We start from the raw sequence: 19,056 nt of genomic DNA on the forward strand, positions 1-19,056 counted from the left end.
CCGGATGGACGAGGGGTCGCTGGAGGGTCGGCACGTCGTCTTCCTGAGCTGGCGCGACACCGCCAACCCGGAGGGCGGCGGCGCTGAGCGCTACCTCGAGAAGATGGCCGAGGGCCTGGTCGAGCGCGGCTGCACCGTCACGATCTTCTGCGCCGCCCACGCCGCGGCCCCGCCCGAGGAGGTCCGCCACGGCATCCGCTTCGTGCGGCGTGGCGGCAAGCTCTCGGTGTACGCCGCCGGCATGCGCGCCCTGCGCCGCGGGGACCTCGACGGACCGCACGGTCGGGTCGACCTGGTCGTCGACGTGCAGAACGGGCTGCCGTTCTTCTCCCGGCTGGTCACCCGCGCCGCGCTGGTCGTCCTCGTCCACCACGTGCACCGCGAGCAGTGGCCGGTCGTCTACCCCGGCCTCACCGGCCGGGTCGGCTGGTGGATCGAGCGTTGGTTCGCGCCCCGGCTCTACCGCCACGAGCAGTACGTCGCGGTCTCCCGCGCCACGCGGGCCGAGCTGGTCGAGCTCGGGGTTGACGCGCACCGGATCGCGGTCGTGCACAACGGCACCGACCCCTACCAGGCCGTCGACCCGGGCAAGAGCCCCGCGCCGATGGTCGCGGTCGTCGGTCGCCTCGTCCCCCACAAGCAGGTCGAGCACGCCGTGGACGCGGTCGTCGCCCTGCGCGAGGAGATCCCGGGGCTGACCCTGCACGTGGTCGGGTCGGGCTGGTGGGAGGCCGAGCTGGCGTCGTACGTCGCGAAGAGGGGTGCCTCGGACTGCGTCGTCCTGGAGGGCCACGTCAGCGAGGAGCACAAGCACGAGGTCTACGAGCGGGCCTGGGTGCTGGCACTGCCCTCGCTCAAGGAGGGGTGGGGCCTGGTCATCGGCGAGGCGGGGATGCACGGCACCCCGGCGGTCGCCTACCGCGCGGCCGGCGGCACCCAGGAGTCGATCGAGGACGGGCACTCCGGCCTGCTGGTCGACAGCCAGACCGACTTCACCGAGGCGCTGCGTCGGGTGCTGACCGACGAGCTCCTGCGCCGCCGGCTCTCGGCCGGCGCCCTCGAGGTGAGTCACCGCTTCACGTGGACCCAGAGCCAGCTCTCCTTCGCCTCCGTCGTCGCCGCCCGGCTCGAGGGGCGCATCACCGACGCCGACGACCCGGGCGCCACCCGGCCGTGGGGCCGTCCGCGGCGCGCGTAGCCGCCCCGGCCCCCAGGCCCGCGCCCCGGGAGCACCACGAGGCCGACAGCCCGAGGGCTGCCGGCCTGGCGTTGGTCGTGCTCGGACGCTACTGCGTGGCGCCGTACTGCACGACGGGTGCGTTGACGTTCGCCGGGGAGTCCCCCTGCGGGCTCGTCTGCGACGAGACGACGCCGACCACGGTCACTGCTGCGACCGCTCCGCCGACGATCATCGCCGCCACGGTGCCAAGAATGGTTCCCACTGATTCACCCTCCCTCAAAGGTAAGAAGACCGTAGCAGTCCGCGGCGCTATCCGGACAATTTCCCGCGCATCGTCGGGGAAGCACCACGAGATCGGTCGACACCGCGCCGACGCCGGACCAGCGCGAGGACGAGACCGGTGGTCGGGAGCCCGAGGTACGCCGCCCAGGCGAGGACCATCACGACGACCCAGCCGGTGGGCACGCTGCGGGGCTCCACCTGTGGCAGGACGACCACCCGCAGTCGCTCGTCGGCCCACACCTGCTCCCCCGCCACGTCGGCCCGTGGCCCGGGCGCGGTGAGGTCCTCGGCGACCGCCGCGATGCCGAGCCGTCCCAGTGCGGCGGCTCGTGAGGCCGGGTCAGGCTGGGCCAGCGCCGCCCGCGCGTCGCGCACCCGCGGGTCCTCACCGGCGACGGTCACGTCGTCGACCACCAGGTCGTCGGAGGCGATCGGGACGGGGACCAGCTGCCGCGGGAGCGGGTCGAGCACAGGGCGCCCGCCGTTCCAGTCGGGCGCTCGGTAGCTCGACAGCGGGAGCACCAGGACGTCCCCGTCGGGCGCCGCCTCCTGGAGCGCCGCGCGAGCACCGGCGTACGACGACGGGTACTCGACGGCGTCGAGCCGCCCCGCGACCCCGAGCGCGGCGTCCGGCAGCACCGTGACGGGCAACAGCACCAGCGCCCCGACCAGCACGACCACGGCCGGGGCGGGCAGCGGCACAGCGCGCAGCCGACGGGCAGCATCGTCCACCGCGAGGGCGACGAGCAGCACGAGCAGCGGGACGCACAGCAGCAGCAGGCGTGCACCGTCCCGCAGCACCCCGGCGCCGGGCAGCACCTCCGACAGGTCATGCACCGCCCCGGGTGCGGCCCAGGTCAGCACCGCGAGCGCCCAGCCGACCAGCCAGAGCACCGCCAGCGGTCGCGCGAGGGCCCGCGCCGACGTGCCCCGTCCCCGCAGCAGCGACGCCAGACCGAGCGCGGCCAGGACCGAGAGCACCAGGAGCCCGACGACCGCGAGCACGCCCTCACGACTGTCCGGCACGACCGCGGCGTTCCAGACCCCACCGACGGAGAGCGCGGCCAGCGGCGCCGGCAGCAGTCCCTCGTCGGACAGCGCGAAGAGCGCAGCCCCCTCGCCGTCGGTCACGGCGGCGCCCGCGTGCAGCAGCCCGGAGACCAACCACGGCGCCTGGCCCGCGAGGGCCAGGCCGCCGGCCGCGAGCAGCCGTCGCACCTGCGCGCGGCCGGCGGCCAGCACCACGAGGAGGGCGAGGGAGGTCGCGAGTCCGGCACTCACGCTCAGGCTGCCGAGCGGCACCACGAGCAGCAGCCACGCGGGGCAACGCCCCTCGGCCCGCCAGCGCGACGCGCCGTGCAGCACCCACGGCAGCGCGGCGTAGCCCACGAGCACCGGCCAGTGCCCCAGGACCAGCCGCTCGACGACGTACGGGTTCCACTGCCACAGCGTCAGCGCCGCGAGCCGCGCGGCGAGCCCGAGGTCGAGCGGGACGAGCAGCCTGTCGACCCCGAGTCCCCCGACGACGAGGGCAGCGAGCAGCACCAGGTCCTGGAGCAGCGCTCCGGGCAGCACCTCGTCGAGCACCGCGACCACCGCGTCGCTGGGCACCGCGCGAGGCAGACTGCTGCCGACGCCGAGCACGTCGGCGCGCAGGACCAGGTCCGGGACCCACACCATGTCGAAGGACAGGACGTAGCCCGGTCCCAGGGCCGGGCCGAGCAGCAGCACCGCGAGCAGCGAGGACCACGCCACCGGGACGGCCCGCACCCACCAGCGAGGCGGGTCGGGCGTCGTCACCCCCAGAGCAAAGCACGCCCGCGGCCACGGCGAGGCCCCGCCTCACCTACGCTCGACGGGTGACGACCACCGCAGCGCAGGCCTCGGGAGCCTCGGGCGGGCAGCACGGCCAGCGCCGACTGCCCCCGCTGCGCGACCTCCTGCGCAGCAGCGCCGGCATCGCGATCGCCATGGCGGTCATGAACGTCGCGACGTACGCGTTCCAGATGATCGCCGCACGCCTGCTCGGCCCCACCCAGTACGGCGCGGTCGCCTCGCTCATGGCGCTGCTGATGGTCGTGGCGGTGCTGCAGCTCGGCCTGCAGGCCACCGGGGCACGGCGGATCTCCGCCGAGCCCGAGCACGTCGGCCAGATCGAGCGGATGGTCCTGCGCGTCACCTACCGCGCGGCCCTGGGGTTGGGCCTGCTCATGCTGGTCCTCTCCCCCGTCGTGCACACGGTGCTGCGCCTGGACAGCATCGTCCCGGCGGTGCTGCTCGCCGTCTCGGCGGTCCCGCTCACGATCATGGGCGGGCAGTCCGGGGTGCTGCAGGGCGAGCGCCGGTGGTTCTCCCTGGCCGGGGTCTACCTCGCGATGGGCCTGGCGCGCGTCGTGGTCGGCACCGCCTGCATCGTGGTCTCCCCCACCGAGTCGGCGGCGATGCTCGGCGTCATGCTCGCGATGTTCGCACCCGCGATCGTCGGCTGGCTGGCCCTGCGCCGCCCGGGGCTGCACGCACGCGACGCCGACCGGCACAGCGAGGAGCACACCGGGCGGCTGGTGGTGCGCGAGACCGGCGCGGCGTCGCTGGCCCTGCTCGCCTTCTTCGTGCTCTCCAACCTCGACATCGTCGTGGCGCGCAACGTGCTCGACGACCGCGAGGCGGGGCTCTACGCCGCCGGCCTGATCCTGGCCAAGGCCGTGCTGTTCCTCCCGCAGTTCGTGGTCGTCGTCGCCTTCCCCGCGATGTCCACCCCGGCGCAGCGACGCCGCGCGCTGCTGCGCAGCCTCACGCTCGTGGCGCTGCTCGGGATCTTCTGCACCCTCGCGGCCTGGCTGCTCAGCGGTGTCGCGATGGTCTTCGTCGGCGGCGCGGAGTACGCCGACGTCGAGTCGCGGCTGTGGGTCTTCGCGGTCCTCGGCACCCTGCTCGCGATGCTGCAGCTGCTGGTCTACTCGGTGCTGGCCCGGCGCGGCACCCGCACGACGTACCTCGTGTGGCTGGCGGTGGTGGCGCTCGTGGTGCTCAGCAGCCAGGCCGCCCACCTCGGCAGCCTGGCCGCGATCGTCGTCGCGGTCGACGGCGCGCTCTTCCTCGCGCTGCTGCTCATCAGCCTCTGGCGACTGAAGGAGCCGGTGGCCGAGGACTGAGACCAGCCCTCAGTGAGCCGCCTCGTGCCAGGAGCGGCCGGTGCCGACCGAGACGTCGAGCGGCACCAGCAGGTCGGCGGCTCCGCCCATGTGCTGGCGCACCAGGGCCTCGAGCCGCTCCCCCTCCCCCGTGGCGACCTCGAGCACGAGCTCGTCGTGGACCTGCAGCAGCATCCGCGAGCGCAGGCCCTCGGCGGCGATGCCGTCCTGGAGGTCGAGCATGGCGACCTTGATCAGGTCGGCGGCCGAGCCCTGGATGGGGGCGTTGAGCGCCATCCGCTCGGCGATCTCGCGGCGCTGGCGGTTGTCGCTGGTCAGGTCGGGCAGGTAGCGGCGGCGCCCGCGCAGGGTCTCGGTGAACCCGGTGCGCCGCGCCTCGTCGACCACCCCGGCGAGGTAGTCGCGGACCCCGCCGAAGGTCTCGAAGTACTCATCCATCAGCCCGCGCGCCTCGCCCGGCTCGATCCCGAGCTGCTGGCCCAGGCCGAACGCCGACAGGCCGTAGGCCAGGCCGTAGTTCATCGCCTTGATCTTGGCCCGCTGCTCGACCGAGACCTGGTCGGCCGGGACGTCGAAGACGCGCGCCGCGGTGATGGAGTGGAAGTCCTGGCCCGAGCGGAACGCCTCGATGAGCAGGGCGTCCTCGGAGAGGTGGGCCATGATCCGCATCTCGATCTGGCTGTAGTCGGCCGTCATCAGCGACTCGTAGCCCTCGCCGACGACGAAGGCCTCGCGGATGCGTCGCCCCTCCTCGGTGCGGATCGGGATGTTCTGCAGGTTCGGGTCGGTGCTGGAGAGCCGGCCCGTGGCCGCGATCGTCTGGTTGAACGTCGTGTGGATCCGGCCGTCGGGCGCCACGGTCTTGAGCAGGCCCTCGATGGTCTGGCGCAGCCGGATGACGTCGCGGTGCCGCAGCAGGTGCAGCAGGAACGGGTGCTCGGTCTTGACGTAGAGCGCCTGCAGGGCGTCGGCGTCGGTGGTGTAGCCGGTCTTGGTGCGCTTGGTCTTCGGCATGTCCAGCTCGTCGAAGAGCACCACCTGCAGCTGCTTGGGCGAGCCGAGGTTGATCTCCTTGCCGATGACGGCGTACGCCTCCTCGGCTGCCTGGCGCACCTCGGTGGAGAAGTGCTCCTCGAGCGACTCCAGGTGGTCGGTGTCGACCGCGATGCCGACCGTCTCCATGGTGGCGAGCAGGTGCACCAGCGGCAGCTCGACGCGGGCCATCAGCTCGGTGCCGCCGTGCTCCTCGACCGCGGTGTCGAGCGCCTCGGCGAGATCGAGCACGGCGCGGGCGTTGAGCATCGCGGTCTCTGCGGCGCCGGAGGTCTCGTCGGAGTCGAGGGTGTCGAGGCTGAGCTGCCCGTCGTCGGCGGCCCCCTGGCGCAGCTCCCGCTTGAGATAGCGCAGCGTGAGGTCGGCCAGGTCGTAGGAGCGCTGGTCGGGTCGCACCAGGTAGGCCGCCAGCGCGGTGTCGCTCTGCAGGCCGGCCAGCGGCCAGCCGCGAGCCGCCAGCGCCAGCATGGGGCCCTTCGCATCGTGCAGGACCTTGGGTGCGGAGGCATCGCCCAGCCACGCGGCGACGGCCGCGTCGTCGCCCACCGTGAGCTCGGCAGCGTCGAACCAGGCCGCCGACCCGTCGTCGGTGGCCAGGGCGAGCGACCAGACCTCCCCGGTCCCGGCGCGCCAGGTGCCCTGGACGCTCACACCGGTGCGGGCGCCGGCGTGCTCGGCCAGCCACGGGGCGACCTCGTCGGCGCCCAGCCGGGTGCCGGCCAGCTCGAAGCCGGAGTCGTCGATCTCCTCCTCCGAGGTCAGGGTCTCGAAGAGCCGGTCGCGCAGCACCCGGAACTCCAGGCCGTCGAAGAGCTGGTGCACGGCCTGCCGGTCCCAGGGCCGCAGGGCCAGGTCCCGCGGGTGCAGCTCGAGGTCGAGGTCGCGCACCAGGGCGTTGAGCCGGCGGTTGCGCATGACGTCGCCGAGGTGCTCGCGCAGCGCCTCGCCCTTCTTGCCGGTGATCTTGTCGGCGTTGTCGATGACGCCGTCCAGCCCGTCGTACGTCGTCAGCCACCGCGCCGCGAAGCCCTGGCCGACCCCGGGCACGCCCGGGAGGTTGTCGGACGTCTCGCCCACGATCGCGGCCAGCTCGGGGTAGCGGTGCGGGGGCACGCCGTACTTCTCCTCCACCGCGGCCGGGGTCATCCGCGCCAGGTCGGACACACCGCGCATGGGGTAGAGGACGGTGGAGCGGTCGGTGACCAGCTGCAAGGAGTCGCGGTCGCCGGTGAGGATCAGGACCTCCATGTCCTCCTCGGCCAGCGCCTCGGTCACCAGCGTCGCGATGATGTCGTCGGCCTCGTAGCCGTCCTTCTTCAGGAACGGGATGTTGAGGGCGTCGAGGACCTCTTCGATCAGCGGCAGCTGGCTGGAGAACTCCGTGGGCGTCTTGTTGCGCTTGGCCTTGTACTCGGAGTACTCCTGCAGCCGGAAGGTCTGGCGGGAGACGTCGAAGGCGACCGCCACGTGGGTGGGCTGCTCGTCGCGCAGCACGTTGATGAGCATCGAGGTGAAGCCGTAGACGGCGTTGGTGTGCTGCCCGGTCGTGGTGGAGAAATTCTCCACCGGCAGCGCGAAGAACGCGCGGTAGGCCAGCGAGTGGCCGTCGAGCAGCAGGAGCCGGGGGCGGGACGTCGTCTCGGGCACCGGTCCAACCTAGTCGGCACCTCCGACATCGCGACGACACCCTGGTCACACCTGAGCGGGAGGCGCTCGGGGGGCACGGCTACCTTGTGCGCATGAGCGAGAGCATCGAGGAGTACCTCGCCTCCCTGCCCCACGGCATGGGTGGCCTGAACGAGAAGCTCGGTGTCGAGCTCGTGGAGGTCAGCCCGGAGCGGATCGTGGCCACGATGCCGGTGGAGGGCAACACCCAGCCCTACGGCCTGCTGCACGGCGGCGCCTCGATCGCGCTCGCGGAGTCGCTGGGCTCGATCGGCTCGGCCATCCACGCCCACCCCGACCGGGTGGCCGTCGGCGTCGACATCAACGCCACCCACCACCGCTCCGCGACCTCGGGGATCGTGACCGGGACGGCCACGCCGGCCCACCTCGGGCGCACCAGCGCCACCTGGGAGATCGTCGTGACCGACGAGCGGGGCAAGCGGCTGTGCACCAGCCGCATCACCTGCGCGCTCGTCCCCAAGGAGAAGGTCGGGATGTAGTCGGTCCGGCGGCCGCTCGGCCTGCCGGTCCCCTCAGTCCTGCTGCTCGGCCTGCTGGCGGCGCAGCGAGCGGCGGGCGGCCAGCAGCTGGACCCGCGAGCGGTCGCGGTGCCGCTCCATGGGCGGGCGCTGCGCCTCGACCTTGCCCCGCACCACGTGGGTGGGCGCCACGCGCAGCACCGCGTGCGGCCCCAGGCCCAGGCGGGCCATGAAGCGATTGGCGTCGCGCGAGCCGGACTGCGCACCGGTCGCGACGTGGGCGACGCCCAGCTCCTCGGCGTACGCGACCGCGCCCTCGACGAGCATCCGGCCGACACCGCGGCGGCGGAACTCGGGCAGCACGTGCGGGGAGACGGCCTGCACGACCGGCTCGAGGTTGAGCGGGGTCAGCGTCGTGACCCGGAGCAGGACGGCACCCGCCGGGACGCCGTCGACCTCCGCGACCAGGATCCGCTGCTCCGCGGAGTCCAGGGAGTCCTTGATGACCAGCTCGAGGTCGTTGACCTGCTCCTGACGGTCCCCGCGACGCAGGGCGTCGGCCCAGACCTCGGCGAGGAACAACGCGTCCTCGACCCCAGCGCTGCGCAGGTGCACCAGAGGACGACTCATGCAGCACCTGCCTTGCCGGGAGAGCGGGGGAAGCCGGGGGGACCGCCCAAGATTACGCTCGGTCCGGGCCCGGGCGACACCGGACCAGTCCGGTCTTTACCTCCAGGAGCAGATGTGGTCGTCGGAACCGGCACGCTGGTCAACGTGGCCACCGTGCTGCTGGGCTGCGGGATCGGGGTGCTGCTGGGCAACCGCCTGCCGGTGCGGACCCGCGACCTCGTCACCGACGGGCTCGGCCTGGTCACCCTCCTGATCGCGGCCACCTCGGCGATGGCGGTCCTGTCCCCCGAGCTCTCCGACGCGGTCGGGGACGCGGCGCCGATGCTCATCGTGCTGGGCGCAGTGCTCATCGGCGGGATCACCGGCTCCCTGCTCGGCCTCGAGCAGGGGGTGGAGCGGCTGGGCGCCTGGGTGCAGCGACGGCTCGTCGGGAGCGAGAGCTCCGCGGACCGCGCCCGGTTCGTCGAGGGCTTCGTCGTGGCCTCCCTGGTCTTCTGCACCGGCCCCCTCACCATCTTGGGCTCGCTCCAGGAGGGACTCGGGGACGGCGCGGACCAGCTGCTGCTGAAGTCGGCGCTCGACGGCTTCGCTGCGATCGCCTTCGCGGCGGCCTTCGGCTGGGGCGTCGCCGCGAGCGTGATCACGGTGGTGGCCGTCCAGGGCTCGCTGACCCTGCTCGGAGCGGTGCTCGGCGACGTGCTCCCCGCCGCGCAGCTCGCCGCCGTGACGGCCACCGGCGGCGTCCTGCTCGTGGGGGTCGCCCTCCGCCTGCTCCGGATCCGCGAGGTCGCCGTCGCGGACCTCCTGCCGGCACTGCTCGTCGCCCCGCTGCTGACGTCCTTGGTCGTGGCCGTCGGCTGACCCCGCACGGGGATACCGGTGCCCCACCTGGGGCGTTCGGGCCGGCCGCAGCCGAATTGTTACGTTTCGGGCACATCCGCGCCTCGCTCCTGCAACGACCCCCGCAGGCACCCGCTCTTCACTAGTGTGCCCACAATGCCCGACCGGGGCAGGGAGAGATCAGTCAAGGATCCGGAGACACCACTATGCGGATGACCCACACGATGCGCCTCGCCGCGGTAGCCACCTCGGCCATGCTGGTGCTGGCCGCGTGCGGCAGCGAGGACAACAGCGACGCCGAGGACGGTGGCGAGGACACTCCTGCCGCGACCGGCGAGGTCAACCTGGACCTCAAGCTCGGCACCGCTCTGCCCCAGACCGGCAACCTGGCCTTCCTCGGCCCCCCGGAGGAGGCGGGCGTCGGGTACGCCGCGTCGCTGATCGAGGAGGCCGACACGGGTCTGGACCTCGAGATCATCTACGGAGACTCGGGCGACACCGACAACAAGGCCTACGAGTCCGAGATCCCGCGCCTGCTCGGCGAGGACGTCTCCGCGATCATCGGTGCCGCCTCGTCCGGCACCTCGCTGCAGTTCATCGACCAGGTCGTGGACGCGGGCGTGATCCAGTTCTCCCCCGCCAACACCTCCGACGCCTTCACCACCTACGAGGACGACGGGCTGTACTTCCGCACCGCGCCCTCCGACGTGCTGCAGGGCGACGTGCTGGGCAACCTGATCGCCGCCGACGGCGCGTCGACGCTGGGCATGATCGTGCTCAACGACTCCTACGGCACCGGCCTGGCGCGCTACGTCACCGAGGCCTTCGAGGGCGCCGGCGGCGAGGTCGTCGCGATGGAGACCTACAACACCGGCGACACCTCGTTCGACTCCCAGGTCAACGCGGTGCTCGCGGCCAACCCGGACGCGATCGCGCTGATCACGTTCGAGGAGGTCGCCACGATCCTGCCGAGCCTCTTCGGTGAGTTCCCGGCCGAGAACCTCTACTTCGTGGACGGCAACCTGTCGAACTTCGGCGACCAGTTCCCCGAGGGCTCGCTGACCGGCGCGAAGGGCACCCTGCCCGGCCTGTCGATCGACTCCCTCGCCGACTTCACCGAGGACCTCGACGCCTACGCCCGTGAGTCGGGCCAGTTCCCGAAGGGCCTGGACGAGTTCAGCTACGCCGCGGAGTCCTTCGACGCCGTGAACCTGCTCGCCCTGGCCGCGCTCGAGGCCAACTCGACCGACCCGGCCGACATCGCCGCCAAGCTGCAGGAGGTCTCCGGTGGCACCGGCGAGGGCGAGAAGTGCACGACCTTCGCCGACTGCGCCGAGATCATCCTCGGGGGCGGCACCGCCGACTACGACGGCATCTCCGGGCCCATCACCTTCGACGAGGTGGGCGACCCGCAGGACGCCACGATCGGCATCTACCAGTACGGCGAGGACAACAACTACTCCGCCTTCACCGGCTGAGCCAGCTGTGACCGGCGTCGTCTGACGCACCGGCGACGGCCCGGGACCCACGAGGGTCCCGGGCCGTTCGCCGTCCTGGGGCGGACCGACGCCCTGCACGACGGACAAGCAGACAGCAGAGCGCATGCGGCAGACGGCAGACGGCCCGGGTCCGTGGGGACCCGGGCCGTCTGCGCTGCTGAGGTGGCTCTGCTACTTCCCGAGGGTGCCGAGGTAGAGCTCGGTGACCTTCGGGTCGTCGAGCAGGTCGCGTCCCGAGCCCGTGTGCGCGTCGCGCCCGAGGTCGAGGACGTAGCCGCGGTCGCAGATCTGCAGGCAGCGGCGGGCGTTCTGCTCGACCATGATGCAGGTGACGCCGGCCTTGTTGATGTCCGAGACCCGGATGAAGGCCTCGTCCTGGCGCACCGGCGACAGACCCGCGGAGGGCTCGTCGAGCAGCAGCACCTTGGGGTCCATCATCAGGGCTCGGCCCATGGCGACCATCTGGCGCTCACCACCCGACAGCGAGCCGGCACGCTGCTTGAGCCGCTTCCCGAGCTCGGCGAAGATGCCGGTGACGAACTCCAGGCGCTCGGGGTAGACCTTGGGGTTCTGGTAGAGCCCCATCTGGAGGTTCTCCTCGATCGTCAGCGAGGGGAACACGTTGTTGGTCTGCGGGATGAATCCCACGCCCTTGGCGACCAGCTTGTTGGCCTTGAGGCCGGTGATGTCCTGGCCCTCGAGGGTGATGCTCCCCTCCCGGACCTGGACCATGCCGAAGATCGCCTTGAGCAGGGTGGACTTGCCCGCACCGTTGGGTCCGATGATGCCGATCAGCTCGCCCTCGTGCGCGGTGAGCGAGCACCCGTTGAGGATGTTGACCCCGGGCAGGTAGCCCGCGTGGACGTCCTTGACGGCGACGACCACGTTCCGGGTCTCCTGCACTGGCGCGCTCACCTGTTCTCCTCCTGCTCGACCTCGTCGCGGGCCTCGGCCTCGAGCCGGAGGCGCTCGGCCTCCGCCTGCGCCTGCTGCTCCGGCGTGCCCGTCACCCTGCCGGTGACGACACCGAGGTCCACGTCCTGGTGCGCCCCGAGGTAGGCGTCGATGACCGCCGGGTCAGCCATGACCGACGTGGGGTCGCCCTCGGCGACGATCTTCCCCTCGGCCATGACGATGACCCAGTCCGCGATGTGGCGGACCATGTGCATGTCGTGCTCGACGAAGAGCACCGTCATGCCCTGGTCCTTCAGACCGAGGATGTGGTCGAGCAGCGACTGCGTCAGCGCCGGGTTCACACCGGCCATCGGCTCGTCGAGCATGACCAGGGTGGGCTCGGACATCAGGGCCCGCGCCATCTCCAGCAGCTTGCGCTGCCCGCCCGAGAGGCTGGCGGCGTAGTCGGCGGCCTTGGTGTCGAGCTTGAAGCGCGCGAGCAGCTCGTGGGCCCGCTCCTCGATCGCCTGGTCCTGGGCCCGCCAGATCCCCGGCACCAGGCTGGTGAAGAAGCGCTCGCCGCGCTGCCCGGTGGCCCCGAGCTTCATGTTCTCCAGCACCGTGAGCAGGCCGAGGGCCTTGGTCAGCTGGAACGTCCGCACCAGCCCACGCCGCGCGACCTTGTAGGCCGAGACGCCCGCCAGCGAGCGGCCCTCGAAGGACCACGAGCCGGCGTCGGGGGTGTCGAAGCCCGTGAGCAGGTTGAAGAAGGTGGTCTTGCCGGCGCCGTTGGGTCCGATCAGCGCCGTGATGGCACCGCGCGGGATCTCGACGTGCTCGACGTCGACGGCGGTCATGCCGCCGAAGGTGCGTCGTACGCCGTCGGCGACGAGGATCGGGTCGACCTTGGCGCACCCCGGGGCGGCCTCGCCCTGGTGGAGCCCGGTGGACTTGGCGCGTGGCGCCAGCGCATCACTTGACAAAGGTCATCTCCTTCTTGTTGCCCATGATGCCCTGGGGCATGAAGACCACGAGCAGCATGAGGCCGACACCGACGAGGATGAACCTGACCATGCCCGCCTGGTTCGCGGTCATGAACGGCAGGACGCCTGCATCGACGAGAGCCGGCATCAGGTTGCTCAGGAAGTACTGCAGGACCCAGAAGATGATCGAGCCCAGCACGGGTCCGAAGATCGTCGCGGCGCCGCCCAGCAGCACGATGGTGTAGACGAAGAACGTGAGCGACGTGACGTACACGCCGGGGCTGGCGTTGGAGCCCAGCGTGTAGACGATGCCGCCCGCGGCGATGATGACCCCGCCCAGGACCAGCGCCTGCATCTTGTAGGCGAAGACGTTCTTGCCGAGGGCACGCACGGCGTCCTCGTCCTCGCGGATGCCGCGCAGCACCCTGCCCCACGGGCTGCGCATGAGCGCCCACACGAGCAGCACCGAGAGCGTCAGCAGGACCGCGCCGACGATGACCGGCCACAGCGTGGTCTCGTTGAACTGCCACGGGCCGAAGCCGTAGTCGCCCTCCGGGAGCGGGTTGGACTCGTCGAAGCTGCCGCTGAAGCCGAAGAGACCGTCGGCCGAGCCCGTGACGTCGTCGAAGGCGACCGTCAGCAGGAGCAACCGCAGCACCTCGGCCGCGGCGATGGTCACGATCGCGAGGTAGTCACCGCGCAGCCGCAGGGTCGGGATGCCGAGGATGAGGGCGAAGACCACCGAGGCGAACAACGCCGTCAGGGCCGCCAGCCACCACGGGAATCCGAAGGTCAGGATCGAGATGGCATACCCGTAGGCACCCACGGCCATGAAGCCGGCGACACCCATGTTGAGCAGGCCGGCCTGGCCGAAGTGGACGCCGAGGCCGACGGCTGCGAGGGCGTAGGCGATCGTCGTCGTCGAGATGATCGACGACGCGGATTGGTTGAGGATCGAGCTCCAGTCCATCTCGGGTTCCTATCCGATTCTCTCGCGACGGCCGAGGATGCCCTGTGGCCGGACCAGCAGGATGACGATGAGGATCGCCAGGGCGGAGGCGAACCGCAGGTCGGCCGGGATGAACAGGCTCGACGTCTCGACGATGATGCCGATGATGATCGCCCCGATGAGGGCACCGAAGGCCGTCCCCAGGCCTCCGAGGGTGACGGCCGCGAACATCAGCAGGAGCACCTGGGTGCCCATGTCCCACTTGATGCCCGGCCGGTAGTAGGCGTACAGCACGCCGGCGAGGCCGGCGAGCGCGGCGGCCATCACCCAGACGACCCGGACCACGAAGTCCACGTCGATGCCGGACGCCGCGGCCAGCCCGGGGTTGTCGGAGATCGCTCGGGTGGCCTTGCCCAGTCGGGAGTAGAGCAGCCACAGCGCGAAGGCGACGATGACCGCGATGGCGATACCCATGGACGCCAGGTCGACCCTGGTCAGCCGGATCGGGCCGATGATGTCGATGCGCTCAGCCGAGGCACCCGGCAGCTGCTCGGTGCCGCCGCCGATGAAGTACTGGAAGAGGTAGCGGATCGCCAGGGAGAGGCCGATGCTGACGATCATCAGCTGGACCACGCCGACGGAGCGGTGACGCAGCGGTCTCCAGACGACCACGTCCATCAACAGCCCGAACAGGGCGCTGATGAGCACCGCCACCGGCAGGGCGATCCACAGCGAGGCGCCGAGGAAGGCAGTGCCGCCGATCCAGAGGGCCATCACGGCACCGAAGGTGACCATCTCGCCGTGCGCGAAGTTCGAGATGCCGGTCGTGCCGAAGACGAGCGAGAGGCCGACGGAGGCCAGCGCGAGCATGAGGCCGAAGTTGACGCCCTGCACCAGGCGCTGGGCCAGCTGTGCACCGAAGGCCGTGGACTCACGGTCGCCCTCACCGATGAAGAAGTTGACCGCCTTCGGCGCGAACGGCACGTTGGGCGTCACCTCCTTGGTCTCCGGCGAGTCGTCCTCGGGGTCGTCGAGCGTGACGCCCTCGGGGAGCGTGTCGACGTCGAGGGTGACGGTGTACTCGGCGGCCTCCGGGACGCCGACGTTCCACCTGCCTTCGGGCCCGGTCTCGACCACCTGGGCGCCACCCGGACCGTCGACGGTGATGGTGACGCCCTCGATCGCCTCGCCCTCGAACTGGACGTTGCCGGCGATCTTGTAGGGGTCGTCCTCGGCCGCCGACGCCTGCACCGGGCCCAGCAGCGCGAGCAGGCCCAGGGCCAGCAGGAGCAGGGCGAGGGCGCGGTGCGCGGCAGGCCACCCCAGCCTGGTCGTTGATCTCATGGAGCTCTCGGTCCTCCGTGCCTCTGGACTGACTCTGCACTGCACACACGACGGCGCCCTCACGTCATGACGGCGCAGGTCCACGTCCGGACCCGCACCACGTGAGGTGGGCCACACGGGGGGGAAGGCTACACGTTCGGGTGACCGTGGGTGCCCGGTGGAGCACACCGACACCGGGCCGTTACGCAAGCGAGTCCCACGAGGGGCGATCAGGCGCCGTCGGCGATGGACGGACCGTGGGAGATGACGCCCTCCGCCACCTGCCTCATCGACAGTCTCAGGTCCATGGCCGTCTTCTGGATCCAGCGGAAGGCCTCGGGCTCGCTGAGCGCGAGCTGCTCCTGCAGCACCCCCTTGGCCCGGTCGACCACCTTGCGTGTCTCCAGCTGCTCCTTGAGGTCGGCGACCTCCGTCTCGACCGCGCGCAGCTCCGCGAAGCGGCTCAGCGCCATCTCGATCGCGGGCACCAGGTCGGACTGGGAGAAGGGCTTGACCAGGTAGGCCATGGCGCCCGCGTCCCTGGCCCGCTCCACGAGCTCACGCTGGGAGAAGGCGGTCAGCACGATCACCGGCGCGATCCGCTGCCTGGCGATCGACTCGGCCGCGGAGATCCCGTCCAGGACGGGCATCTTCACGTCGAGGATCACCAGGTCCGGACGCAGCTGCTCGGCCAGCTCGATGGCACGGGCCCCGTCGCCGGCCTGGCCGACGACGTCGTACCCCTCCTCGACCAGCATCTCGGCGAGGTCCATCCGGATGAGGACCTCGTCCTCGGCGATGACCACGGTGCGGGGGGTGGTGCCGGCTGCCTGCGCTGCGGGGTCGCTCACGACCGAAAGGGTAGGGCACGGGCCCGCACGTGACGCGCGCTCGGGTAGCGTTCGCTCCCGCGCGGCCCCGGTATCCCAACGGCAGAGGAAGCGGTCTCAAACACCGTCCAGTGTGGGTTCGAATCCCACCCGGGGCACCCCTGTCGCTCGCGAGTGCTGAGTGCGCGGCCGTCGAGGCCCAACAACGCAGCTAGGCGCGTGCTCAGCGTGCTCAGTGCCGGCGGTAGGCGGGGGCGACCTCGTTGATGGCGTCGCCCATCTTGTGGATGCGCAGGGCGTTGGTCGAGCCCGGGATGCCCGGGGGCGCCCCGGCGATGATCACCACGAGGTCGCCCTCCTGGACCCGGCCGATCTTGAGCAGCTGGTCGTCGACCTGGCGCACCATCTCGTCGGTGTGCTCGACCTCGGCGGTCTTGAACGTCTCCACCCCCCACGACAGGGAGAGCTGCGAGCGCACCTGGTCCTCGGGGGTGAAGGCCAGCACCGGGATCGAGCCGCGCAGCCGGGACATGCGACGGGCGGAGTCCCCGGACTGGGTGAAGGCGACGACGTACTTGGCGTGCACGCGCTCGGCCACCTCGGCGGCGGCCTTGGCGATGACACCGGACTTGGTGTGGGGGTCCCAGTCGATCTCGGCGAGCCCGCCGTCCACCGCGCTCTCCAACGCGTGCAGCTCGGTGGCGGCGATGATCCGCGCCATCGTCTCGACGGTGTGGACGGGGTACTCCCCCACGCTGGTCTCCCCCGACAGCATCACCGCGTCGGCACCGTCGAGCACGGCGTTGGCCACGTCGGAGGTCTCGGCGCGGGTGGGCTGGGGGTTGCCGATCATCGACTCCAGCATCTGGGTCGCCACGATCACCGGCTTGGCGTTGAGGCGGGCCTTGCGGATCACCTGCTTCTGCAGGAACGGCACCTCCTCCAGCGGGCACTCCACCCCGAGGTCCCCGCGCGCCACCATGAACCCGTCGAAGGCGGCGATGACCTCGTCGAGGTTCTCGATCGCCTGCGGCTTCTCGATCTTGGCGATGACCGGGACCATCACCCCGACCTCGCGCATGATCCGGCGCACGTCCTCGGCGTCCTGCGCGTCGCGCACGAACGACAGCGCCACGAAGTCGACGCTGAGCGAGAGCGCGAAGCGCAGGTCGGCCTCGTCCTTGTCCGACAGCGCGGGCACCGAGACCGCGACGCCGGGCAGGTTGATCCCCTTGTTGTTGCTGACCCGGCCGCCGACCAGCACCTCGCAGCGCACGTCGGTGCCGTCGACGACCTCCAGGACGCGCAGCCGGATCTTGCCGTCGTCGATGAGGATCGGGTCCCCGGTCGCCACGTCGCCGGGCAGTCCCTTGTACGTCGTGCCGCAGATGCGGTCGTCGCCCTCGACGTCGCGGGTGGTGATGGTCCACTCCTGACCACGACGCAGCTGCGCGGCGCCCTCGGCGAACCGCTCGAGGCGGATCTTGGGCCCCTGGAGGTCGGCGAAGATGCCGACCCCGTGACCGCTCGCGTCGGCAGCCTCGCGGACCAGGCGGTAGGCCTCGGCGTGGTCCTCGTGGCTGCCGTGGCTCATGTTGAGGCGGGCGACGTCCATGCCGGCGTACACGAGCTCACGGATCCTCCGCGGGGAGGACGTGGCCGGGCCGAGGGTGCAGACGATCTTGGCTCTACGCACGCGCCCACCCTAGCGACACCTTGGATCGATCTAAGGTCTTCGTCGCCCGGGAACGGCAAAGACCGGCGACCCGTCGGTCGCCGGTCCCTGCCGGTGCACGTGCGACCCGATCGGGCCGCTGGGTCAGACCATCAGCGGACGGTCGGTCGGCTTCACCGGAGCCGGCAGTGCGGTCTCCCCGGTGAGGAAGGCGTCGACGTACGACGCCGCCGCCCGGCCCTCGGCGATCGCCCACACGATGAGCGACTGGCCGCGGCCGGCGTCACCGGCCACGAAGACGCCGGGGCGCGAGGACTGGTAGTCCGAGCCGCGCTGGACGTTGCCGCGCTCGTCGAGCTCGACACCCAGCTGCTCCACCAGGCCCGGCTTCTCAGGGCCGAGGAAGCCCATCGCGAAGAGCACCAGCTGGGCCGGGATCTCGCGCTCGGTGCCCTCGACCTCGGTCAGCTTGCCGTCGACGAACTCGACCTCGGCCAGCACCAGGGCTCGCACGTTGCCCTGCTCGTCGCCCAGGAACTTCTTGGTCGAGACGGCGTAGACGCGCTCGCCCCCCTCCTCGTGCGCGGAGGAGACCCGGTAGGTCATGGGGTACGTCGGCCACGGCTGGGTCTCGGGCCGGCTCTCCGGCGGGTGCGGCATGATCTCGAGCTGGGTGATCGAGCGCGCGCCCTGGCGGATCGAGGTGCCGAGGCAGTCAGCACCGGTGTCGCCGCCACCGATGATCACGACGTCCTTGTCGGTGGCCATGATCTGGCCCTCGACGGACTCCCCGAGCGCGGAGCGGTTGGCCTGCGGGAGGAACTCCATCGCCTGGTGGATGCCGCCCAGCTCGCGCCCCTCCACGGGGAGGTCACGGGCCTCGGTGGCACCCATGGCCAGCACGACGGCGTCGTACCGGTCGACGAGCTTGTCGCCGGTCAGCTCACCGCCGACGTCGACCCCGGCCCGGAAGACGGTGCCCTCGCGGCGCATCTGGTCCAGGCGCCGGTCGAGGTGCTTCTTCTCCATCTTGAACTCGGGGATGCCGTAGCGCAGCAGGCCGCCGATCTTGTCGGCCCGCTCGTAGACCGCGACGGTGTGGCCGGCCCGGGTCAGCTGCTGCGCAGCGGCCAGCCCGGCGGGGCCGGAGCCGACGACGGCGACCGTCTTGCCCGACAGCCACTCCGGGGGCTGGGGCCGGACGAACCCGGACTCCCAGGCCTTGTCGATGATCGAGACCTCGACGTTCTTGATCGTCACCGGGTCCTGGTTGATGCCCAGGACGCAGGCGGTCTCGCACGGGGCCGGGCAGAGGCGACCGGTGAACTCCGGGAAGTTGTTGGTCGCGTGCAGGCGCTCGATGGCGCCCTCCCAGTCGTCGCGCCAGACCAGGTCGTTCCACTCCGGGATGATGTTGCCCAGCGGGCACCCCTGGTGGCAGAAGGGGATGCCGCAGTCCATGCAGCGCCCCGCCTGCGGGGTGATGATCGGCAGCAGCGCGCGACCGATCCCGTCGGGGTAGACCTCGTCCCAGTCCTTGACGCGCTCCTCGACGGGGCGGCGGGTCGCGACCTTGCGACCCTCCTTCAGGAATCCCTTGGGGTCAGCCATCAGGCACAGCC

General features: G+C 71.4%; 16 protein-coding genes and 1 tRNA gene. 6 read left to right on the forward strand and 11 right to left on the reverse strand.

Annotated elements, in window-relative coordinates; translation table 11 throughout:
* The first annotated feature begins 4 nt into the window (after positions 1 to 4).
* Complete coding sequence (locus tag Q1V71_RS06850; protein WP_300642118.1) at positions 5 to 1,198, forward strand: glycosyltransferase family 4 protein; 1,194 nt, start codon at positions 5 to 7, stop codon at positions 1,196 to 1,198.
* 88 nt (positions 1,199 to 1,286) lie between these two features.
* Here Q1V71_RS06850 and Q1V71_RS06855 read toward each other — a convergent pair whose 3' ends face one another.
* Positions 1,287 to 1,442: a hypothetical protein gene (locus tag Q1V71_RS06855; protein WP_300642121.1), complete on the reverse strand. Its 156-nt coding sequence runs from the start codon at positions 1,440 to 1,442 to the stop codon at positions 1,287 to 1,289.
* Positions 1,443 to 1,489: 47 nt separating this feature from the next.
* Positions 1,490 to 3,262 carry a hypothetical protein gene (locus Q1V71_RS06860; RefSeq protein ID WP_300642124.1) on the reverse strand — a complete coding sequence of 591 codons (1,773 nt, stop codon included), beginning with the start codon at positions 3,260 to 3,262 and terminating at the stop codon, positions 1,490 to 1,492.
* A 59-nt stretch (positions 3,263 to 3,321) separates the two neighbouring features.
* Between Q1V71_RS06860 and Q1V71_RS06865 the strand changes: the two genes are divergently transcribed.
* Positions 3,322 to 4,614: a polysaccharide biosynthesis protein gene (locus Q1V71_RS06865; protein ID WP_300642127.1), complete on the forward strand. Its 1,293-nt coding sequence runs from the start codon at positions 3,322 to 3,324 to the stop codon at positions 4,612 to 4,614.
* Between the two features lie 9 nt (positions 4,615 to 4,623).
* On the opposite strand, the gene polA is transcribed toward Q1V71_RS06865, so the two are convergent.
* The gene (gene polA / locus Q1V71_RS06870) at positions 4,624 to 7,314 is read right to left on the reverse strand and encodes a DNA polymerase I (RefSeq protein WP_300642130.1); all 2,691 of its coding nucleotides are present in this window, start codon (positions 7,312 to 7,314) and stop codon (positions 4,624 to 4,626) included.
* Positions 7,315 to 7,406: 92 nt separating this feature from the next.
* On the opposite strand from polA, the gene Q1V71_RS06875 reads away from it, so the two are divergent.
* Positions 7,407 to 7,832: a PaaI family thioesterase gene (locus Q1V71_RS06875; RefSeq protein WP_300642133.1), complete on the forward strand. Its 426-nt coding sequence runs from the start codon at positions 7,407 to 7,409 to the stop codon at positions 7,830 to 7,832.
* 33 nt (positions 7,833 to 7,865) lie between these two features.
* Here Q1V71_RS06875 and Q1V71_RS06880 read toward each other — a convergent pair whose 3' ends face one another.
* Positions 7,866 to 8,441 carry a GNAT family N-acetyltransferase gene (locus tag Q1V71_RS06880; RefSeq protein WP_300642136.1) on the reverse strand — a complete coding sequence of 192 codons (576 nt, stop codon included), beginning with the start codon at positions 8,439 to 8,441 and terminating at the stop codon, positions 7,866 to 7,868.
* Positions 8,442 to 8,555: 114 nt separating this feature from the next.
* On the opposite strand from Q1V71_RS06880, the gene Q1V71_RS06885 reads away from it, so the two are divergent.
* Both Q1V71_RS06885 and Q1V71_RS06890 read left to right on the forward strand, forming a co-directional pair.
* Positions 8,556 to 9,302 carry a DUF554 domain-containing protein gene (locus tag Q1V71_RS06885; protein WP_300642138.1) on the forward strand — a complete coding sequence of 249 codons (747 nt, stop codon included), beginning with the start codon at positions 8,556 to 8,558 and terminating at the stop codon, positions 9,300 to 9,302.
* Between the two features lie 191 nt (positions 9,303 to 9,493).
* Positions 9,494 to 10,759, forward strand: a complete 1,266-nt coding sequence (locus Q1V71_RS06890) for an ABC transporter substrate-binding protein (RefSeq protein WP_300642141.1) — start codon at positions 9,494 to 9,496, stop codon at positions 10,757 to 10,759.
* 192 nt (positions 10,760 to 10,951) lie between these two features.
* Here Q1V71_RS06890 and Q1V71_RS06895 read toward each other — a convergent pair whose 3' ends face one another.
* The 5 genes from Q1V71_RS06895 to Q1V71_RS06915 form a co-directional block, all read right to left on the reverse strand.
* Complete coding sequence (locus Q1V71_RS06895; RefSeq protein ID WP_300642144.1) at positions 10,952 to 11,695, reverse strand: ABC transporter ATP-binding protein; 744 nt, start codon at positions 11,693 to 11,695, stop codon at positions 10,952 to 10,954.
* Entirely contained in the window at positions 11,692 to 12,657 is a 966-nt protein-coding gene (locus Q1V71_RS06900; RefSeq protein ID WP_300642147.1) for an ABC transporter ATP-binding protein, read from the reverse strand. The genes Q1V71_RS06895 and Q1V71_RS06900 overlap by 4 nt, the downstream gene beginning before the upstream one ends.
* Positions 12,647 to 13,627: a branched-chain amino acid ABC transporter permease gene (locus Q1V71_RS06905; RefSeq protein WP_300642150.1), complete on the reverse strand. Its 981-nt coding sequence runs from the start codon at positions 13,625 to 13,627 to the stop codon at positions 12,647 to 12,649. The genes Q1V71_RS06900 and Q1V71_RS06905 overlap by 11 nt, the downstream gene beginning before the upstream one ends.
* Before the next feature lie 9 nt (positions 13,628 to 13,636).
* Entirely contained in the window at positions 13,637 to 14,950 is a 1,314-nt protein-coding gene (locus tag Q1V71_RS06910; RefSeq protein ID WP_300642153.1) for a branched-chain amino acid ABC transporter permease, read from the reverse strand.
* Between the two features lie 209 nt (positions 14,951 to 15,159).
* A complete protein-coding gene (locus tag Q1V71_RS06915; RefSeq protein ID WP_300642156.1) occupies positions 15,160 to 15,780 on the reverse strand; it encodes a response regulator in 621 nt (206 codons plus the stop codon).
* A gap of 64 nt (positions 15,781 to 15,844) precedes the next feature.
* On the opposite strand from Q1V71_RS06915, the gene Q1V71_RS06920 reads away from it, so the two are divergent.
* Positions 15,845 to 15,917 (forward strand) — tRNA-Leu (locus tag Q1V71_RS06920).
* A 74-nt stretch (positions 15,918 to 15,991) separates the two neighbouring features.
* On the opposite strand, the gene pyk is transcribed toward Q1V71_RS06920, so the two are convergent.
* On the reverse strand, positions 15,992 to 17,455 hold the full coding sequence (gene pyk / locus Q1V71_RS06925) for a pyruvate kinase (RefSeq protein ID WP_300642159.1): 1,464 nt from the start codon (positions 17,453 to 17,455) through the stop codon (positions 15,992 to 15,994).
* Positions 17,456 to 17,578: 123 nt separating this feature from the next.
* On the reverse strand, positions 17,579 to 19,045 hold the full coding sequence (locus Q1V71_RS06930; RefSeq protein WP_300642162.1) for a glutamate synthase subunit beta: 1,467 nt from the start codon (positions 19,043 to 19,045) through the stop codon (positions 17,579 to 17,581).
* Between the last annotated feature and the right edge of the window lie 11 nt (positions 19,046 to 19,056).

Source organism: Nocardioides sp. (assembly GCF_030149505.1).
Lineage (GTDB): Bacteria > Actinomycetota > Actinomycetes > Propionibacteriales > Nocardioidaceae > Nocardioides.